4 protein-coding genes are annotated in these 6,884 nt (G+C 65.1%); 2 read left to right on the forward strand and 2 right to left on the reverse strand.

Annotation, left to right across the window (positions count from 1 at the left end; genetic code table 11):
• Positions 1-1,056: 1,056 nt before the first annotated feature.
• Together ppk2 and rsmI are read right to left on the reverse strand one after the other, a co-directional pair.
• The gene (gene ppk2, locus Q4F91_RS12350; protein WP_303338029.1) at positions 1,057-2,331 is read right to left on the reverse strand and encodes a polyphosphate kinase 2; all 1,275 of its coding nucleotides are present in this window, start codon (positions 2,329-2,331) and stop codon (positions 1,057-1,059) included.
• 43 nt (positions 2,332-2,374) lie between these two features.
• Positions 2,375-3,292, reverse strand: coding sequence for a 16S rRNA (cytidine(1402)-2'-O)-methyltransferase (gene rsmI, locus Q4F91_RS12355; RefSeq protein WP_303338030.1), 918 nt, complete (start codon positions 3,290-3,292; stop codon positions 2,375-2,377).
• Here rsmI and Q4F91_RS12360 point away from each other — a divergent pair.
• Together Q4F91_RS12360 and Q4F91_RS12365 are read left to right on the forward strand one after the other, a co-directional pair.
• Positions 3,291-4,874 carry a penicillin-binding protein activator gene (locus Q4F91_RS12360; protein ID WP_303338031.1) on the forward strand — a complete coding sequence of 528 codons (1,584 nt, stop codon included), beginning with the start codon at positions 3,291-3,293 and terminating at the stop codon, positions 4,872-4,874. The genes rsmI and Q4F91_RS12360 overlap by 2 nt on opposite strands.
• A gap of 90 nt (positions 4,875-4,964) precedes the next feature.
• Positions 4,965-6,794 (forward strand): ATP-binding cassette domain-containing protein, encoded by a 1,830-nt coding sequence (locus tag Q4F91_RS12365; RefSeq protein ID WP_303338032.1) that lies wholly within the window; start codon positions 4,965-4,967, stop codon positions 6,792-6,794.
• Positions 6,795-6,884: the final 90 nt, after the last annotated feature.

The following is a 6,884-nucleotide window of genomic DNA, read 5'->3' on the forward strand; positions in this document are numbered from 1 at the left end:
GAACCAGAACCGCCTCAAGGCACCTCCGCCTGAGGCGGTTTTGTTTTTGTCCGCGTGAAGGTTCCACGTGGAACACTCCCGACCGTCTCCAATCAGGAGTTCAACGCAAAGGCCGACGTTTCACGTGGAACGTCCCCCCGGCCTGCAGTAACTGATTCGCGGACAGGAGTGATCGATTCACGGACGAAAGTAACCCAATCGCGGACGCAAGTAACCCAGACGCAGACAGAGGATCTGCCACGAATTACGAAACGGTTCTCTTCGTCAGCCTCGCCTTCCCTGCCCCGCCGAAGGACTGTCAGAGCAGAGCGACTTTGACAGGCGCCGGCTCCGAATTCTGACAGTCCCCGGCAAAGGCAAAAAGGCAGGGCCTGACAACATTGGACGGCAGTCGCCGGCTCAGAGGATGTCAGTCTCCGGCACAGCGAAAATGTCAGCAGTCGTCTGGCTAAAACAAATGCTCAAGGTGACAAACGACCGGTAACTGATTCGCGGACAGGAGTAACCGATTCACGGACGAAAGTAAGCCAATCGCGGACGGAAGTAACCGATCCTCGAACGGGAGTGCCCCAGACGCGGACAAAGGATCCGCGACGACTTACGAAACGGTTCTCTTCGTCAGCCTTGCCTTCCCCCAAGGACTGTCGGAGCAGAGCGACTTTGTCAGGCGCCGGCTCCGGACTCTGACAGTCCCCGGCAACGGCAAAACGGCAGGACCTGACAACGTCGGACGGCAGTCGCCGGCTCAGAGGATGTCAGTCTCCGGCACCGCGAAAATGTCAGCAGCCGTCTGCCTAAAACGAAATATTGCTCAAGGTGACAAACGGCCGGTAACTGATTCGCGGACAGGAGTAACCGATTCACGAACGAAAGTAACCCAGGCGCGGACGGAAGTAACCCATTCGAGGACGGCCCGGCCTGTTCCACGTGGAACAAAAATGATTGTGCGAACCCGGCCTGAGCGACGCCCGGAGAGGTTCCACGTGGAACAAAAAAGGAGGAAGCCCCCTCTGACAGGAACTTCCTCCTCATTCGCTCAAAGCGTAGAAGAACGAATTACTTCTTCGCCTTCTTCGCGCCGGACTTCTTCGTCACAGCGAAGGCCACGTCGGCCTTCGAGTTGCCCGTGAAGCGCGGGATCGTCGGGGACTCGAGCTCGCCGGCGAGGAGCTGCGGAACGCGGCTCTCGGCGGTTTCGAACATGGAGCTCGCGCGGCCGAGGATGAGCGGATCGACGTTGCCGATCGCCTCGAGGTCACGGTTCTCGTACGGGATCAGGCGGAGGACATAGCGCATCGCGTTCAGGCGGGCGCGCTTCTTGTCATCCGACTTGATGACCGTCCAGGGAGCCTCGGGCGTGTCGGTGGCGAAGAACATCGCCTCCTTGGCGCGGGTGTAGTCATCCCACTTGTCGCGCGAAGCCTCGTCAACCGGGGAGAGCTTCCAGCGCTTGAGCGGCGAAACCTTGCGCTCGCGGAAGCGGCGGTCCTGCTCTTCACGGCTAACCGAGAACCAGAACTTGATGATGTAGATGCCGGAGCGGACGAGATTGCGCTCGAAGCCCGGGACCTCACGCATGAATTCGTAGTACTGCTCGTCGGTGCAGAAACCCATCACGCGCTCGACGCCGGCGCGGTTGTACCAGGAACGGTCGAAGAAGACCATTTCGCCGCGGGTGGGCAGGTGCTGAACATAGCGCTGGAAGTACCACTGGCCGAGTTCGCGCTCGGTCGGCTTCTCAAGAGCGACCACGCGGGCGCCGCGGGGATTCAGATGCTCCATGAAGCGCTTGATCGTGCCGCCCTTGCCAGCCGCGTCACGGCCCTCAAAGAGGATGACGATGCGCTGGCCGGTTTCCTTCACCCAGGCCTGGAGCTTCAGGAGCTCGACCTGGAGACGGAACTTCTCGCGCTCGTACGTGCGACGGCGCATGCGGTTGACGTACGGATACTCGCCCTTGATCCAGTTCGGATTGAGCTTGTTTTCCTCGGCGGCGAGATCCGACTCTTTCTTGTGGCGATGGCCCTTGAGCTGCTCAACGAGGTCATGAAGGATCGCGATGCGGTCCTCCTCGGACTGGCCCTCGAGGATCTCGTCGATGAGTTCCTGCTTGCGGGTGTAGGCGCGCTCAAGCGTCTTCGCCTCATTGTGGGCCTTCACGTCGCGCAGATTGCGGTAGCGCGGCGGACGATCCATCTTCTCGTTGAGGTAAAGGGGCTCGTCCTTCTTGGCGGCGGCCTTCTTCTTGTCCTCAGCGGGAGCCGCCTTGGGGGCCTCCTTGGCGGCGGGAGTCTGCTGGGGTTGTGTAGTGCTGGTCTCTTTTTCGGTCATGAAAGCTCCTGTTTTTATACGCGCCGACGGACGTTCTCTTGTTTTATTGACTGTCCGTTTGGTCGTCGCGCAGACGTATGAGCCAGGAGTAGATCTCCTGGCGCGGGCGGCCGGTCCGGCGTGCCGCTATCGCAGCAAGCCTGGAGGCCGGAAGTTCGGGAGCCAGATCACGAAGCCACGCTTCGTCCGCAGGGGAGAGTCCCTCCTCCTTCGGAGGCTCTTCATCCATAATGACAACATACTCCCCTCGGGGCTCGTGTGTCATGGCGTATTGAGGGAGTTCCGCGGCATTTAAGGAAATTACCGTTTCAAATTTTTTCGTTAGTTCCCGCGCAACAACAACTTTCCGCCCCGGGCTGAGCGTTTCGCCGAGCTCTTTGAGAAGATCGGTGATCCGGTGCGGAGCCTCATAGAGAACAAAGGGTTCCCTTCTGGCGCAGGCCGTCTCGAGCGCCTCCCTGCGCGCCCTTCCCTGGGGCGGCAGAAAGCCGATGAAAGTGAATCCCTGACCGGTGAGTCCCGCGGCGGAGAGCGCGGTCACGACCGCGGAGGGCCCGGGGATCGGAATGATTCGGAAACCGGCCTCACGGAGAACGGCCACGGCCCTCGCGCCGGGATCCGAGATCGCCGGCGTTCCGGCGTCCGTGACAAGCGCGACACGCTTGCCTTCACGCAGAAGCGCTTCTATTTGCTCCGCTCCGTGCCGTTCGTTATGCTCACGGACGGAAAGCTGCCGCACCTCAATGCCGAAGCGCTCAAGAAGCTTGCGCGTCTCGCGGGTGTCCTCCGCCGCCACGGCGTCGACCCTTGAGAGCACCCAGAGCGCACGCAGCGTGATGTCCCCCATGTTGCCGATAGGCACGCCCACGACATAGAGCGCCCCCTCGGGGAACTCCTGCCCGGGCAGACCCGCAGCCTCCATCAGAACATCGTCGCACCAAAGATTGTTTAGGGAATTCATGCCGTTTTCTCGCCGAAATCTTGTTGTCTGCCTGAGCATCCTTGCGCTCGGTAGTTTAAGCGCCCGGAGCGCGCTCTCTGCGCCTCAGTCCGGTACTGAAACCACGCCCGCGGCCACCGCAGCGCGTCCGCAGCCTGCGGCGGCCCCGGCGGCGAAGCCCGCGAAGAAGCGCCTCACCTTCGCGCTCCTGATGCCCTCGGATGACTCCCCCTTCGTCTCCGCCGCCCGCATCGTGAGCAACGGTCTCACGGCGGCGAGCCGCCAGGCGGCGAATCCCGCCGACATTCTGATGATCGAGGCCCAGCCGGGCACGACGATCGAGGATCAGCTTCATGCCGCCGTTGTCTCCGGCGCGGACGCCGCCATCGGCCCGGTCGAGCGCGATGCCGTCGAGAAGCTCGCCCAGGCCGAGTCGCTGCCGCTGCCCGTCGTTGCGCTCAACGCCGCGGCCAACGCGGACAAGGCTCCCGCGAACCTCGTGATGCTCTCGATCAGCACCGAGGCGGAGGCCGAGTGGATCGCCAGACTCGCGATCTCGGCGCTTCCCCCCGCGAGCTTCGACAAGCCCAACAGGATCGCCATCATCACGGGCACGAGCGCCTGGGAGGAGCGCATCCGCGCCGCCTACGAGCGTGAGCTTCAGAAGGGCCTCACCGACTATGAGATCGTGACGCTCGACCCCGAGAAGCTCGACGAGCTGCAGAAGCAGTTCGAGCCGGTCCTCACCGACGAGCAGAACCGGGAGCTCGCCGAGGCAGCCCGCGAGGCGATGCAGAAGGCGACGACCGACGCGCAGAAGAAACGCGCCGAGCGCGACGCCAACAACGCCCGCCGCACGATGATCGCCACCGCCGAGCCGCCCTATCAGGCCGCGCTCCTCGCGCTCTCCGCCGAGGAGGCGGGGCTCGTCCGCAACCGTCTTCCCATCAGGATGCGCGTGTGGGCCACCTCGGCCACGAACCCCGGCGACCCGGCGACGAGCTCCACGGCGAAGACCCTCGCCTACGACCTCAACAACCTGGTCTTCAGCGAGTCGCCGATCGTCGTGCGCTATGACCCGACCTCGTTCGAGGCGCGCTTCTCGACCGCCATGCCCTACTCGCCCGCCGCGAAGCGCCTCTTCGCCCTCGGCGTGGACGCCTACGCGATCGCCGAGCAGTGGTCACAGCGCCGCAGCTTCATCGAGCACAACGGCGAGACGGGCGAGCTTCGCCTCACCCGCTCGACCGGAGCCGAGATCAGCCGCACGCCGCTCACCGTGACGATCCAGGGCGGCAACCTCCTTGAGATCGCCCCGGCCACCGCCGCGCAGCCCGAGCTCCCCACGGTGACGGCTCCGCCTGATCCGAGCACGCTCACCTTCGCCCCCGTGAACGAGATGAGCCATGACGTCCGCCGCGAGAGCGTCAGGGGCGTCGTGATCGAGGACCAGGGCGCAGGCCCCGCCCCCACGCCGATGCTGCCGAAGAAGGCCGCGGTTCCCGCCCGTCCGGCCGCCCATGCGCCCGCCGCCCCGGGCGTTCCGCTCGTCGATCCCTCGACGGAGCTTCACGCTGCGGATCCGCTCCCGACGGCTCACTGAGCGGCTTCCCGTCTGAAGTCTTTCCTGGCGGACGGATCGGAATGAAAGATCCGTCCGCCTCTTGTTTCCTCTCCCCGAACTCTTCCACTGATGGCGCTCATCACTCTCTCCGACGCTCACCTCGCCTACGGCGACCTTCCGCTTCTTGACGCGGCCGCGCTCTCCATCGAGCCCGGCGAACGCGTCGGTCTCATCGGCCGCAACGGCACGGGCAAGAGCTCGCTCCTCGCGGTGCTCGCCGGCCGCCAGGCGCTCGACGACGGACTGCTGCAGCGTCAGGACGGTCTGCGCACGCACTACGTCGAGCAGGAACCGCTCCTTCCGGAGGCCCCCTCGTTCAAGGAAAGCCTGATCCTCCGAGGTCATCTCGACGAGACCTCGGACGAGAAGGAGAAGTGGCGCCTCTACGCGAAGCTCGAGGAGAACCTCACGCGCTTCGAGCTCGATCCCGAGGGCGACCCGAAGCTCGCCTCGGGCGGCGAGAGAAAGCGCGCCGCCCTGGCGCTCGCCTTCACGATCGCCCCGGATCTGATGATGCTCGACGAGCCGACGAACCATCTCGACATGCGCGCGATCACGCTGCTCGAGACGGTCTGCAACGAGGAGCTCAAGAATCAGCGCTCGCTCATCGTGATCACCCATGACCGCGCCTTCCTCGACAACGTCGCCACCCGCATCGTCGAGCTCGACCGAGGCGCGCTCCGCTCCTACCCGGGCAACTTCGCCGCCTACGAATCCCGCAAGGAGGAGGAGCTCGCCGCGGAGGCACTCGAGCGCCGGCGCTTCGACAAGTTCTGGGCGCAGGAGGAGGTCTGGATCCGCAAGGGCATCGAGGCTCGCCGCACCCGCAACGAAGGCCGCGTGCGCCGTCTCGAGCAGCTGCGCCGCGAGCGCGCCGCCCGCCGCGACCAGATGGGCTCGATCCGTCTCTCGATTGACGCGGGCGAGAAGAGCGGCAAGGTCGTCGCCGAGGTGACCGGCCTCTCGAAGCGCTTCGGGGACCGCGACGTGGTGAAGAACCTCGACTTCACGCTGATGCGCGGCGACCGCCTCGGCCTGATCGGCCGCAACGGCGCGGGCAAGAGCACGCTGATCAAGCTCATCCTCGGCAAGCTCGCCCCGGACGAGGGCAAGGTGAAGCTCGGCACGAACCTGAAGATCGCGTACTTCGACCAGCTCCGCGAGCAGCTCGACCTCTCGAAGACCGTCGCCGAGACGATCTCCCCTGGCTCGGACTGGGTGGAGATCGCCGGCGAGCGCAAGCACATCATCGCCTACCTCGGCGACTTCCTCTTCCCGCCGCGCCGCGCGAACGTCCCCGTGAGCTCGCTCTCGGGCGGCGAGCGCAACCGCCTGCTCCTCGCGAGGCTCTTCGCGCTCCCCGCGAACCTCCTCGTGCTCGACGAGCCGACGAACGACCTCGACATCGACTCGCTCGAGCTGCTCGAGCAGACGCTCGCGAGCTATCCCGGCACGATCATCCTCGTGAGCCATGACCGCCGGTTCCTCGACAACGTCGTCACCGAGGTGCTCGCCCCCGAGGGCGAGGGCCGCTGGCGCGAGTACGTGGGCGGCTACGCCGAGTGGTTCGCGCAGCGCCCGAAGGAGCCCGAGCGCGTGAAGGAGGCCCCGAAGGCCCCCGAGGAGAAGAAGTCCCGTCCGAAGTCCTCGGCGCCGCAGAAGGTGAAGCTCTCCTGGCGCGAGGCGCGCGAGCTCGAGAGCCTGCCCGAGAAGCTCGAGGCGCTCGAGACCGAGCAGGGCGAACTGATCGCCCGCATGAGCGAGGGCGACTATCACACGCGCCCGGTCGAGGAGATCAAGGCCGACGGCGCGAGGCTCGAGCAGATCGAGCGCGAGATCGCCGAGGGCTGGGCCCGCTGGGAGGAGCTTTCCGCCAAGGAGGCGGAGGCGGGCCGCTGAAGACCAAATAAATCAGGCCGCCCCGGGGAACCCATTCCGGAAGGCGGCCTGACCGGACCATGTCCGGTGCCGACGGGCGCTTTTCCTTTT

It is taken from the genome of Sutterella sp., assembly GCF_030539355.1.
GTDB lineage: Bacteria > Pseudomonadota > Gammaproteobacteria > Burkholderiales > Burkholderiaceae_F > Sutterella.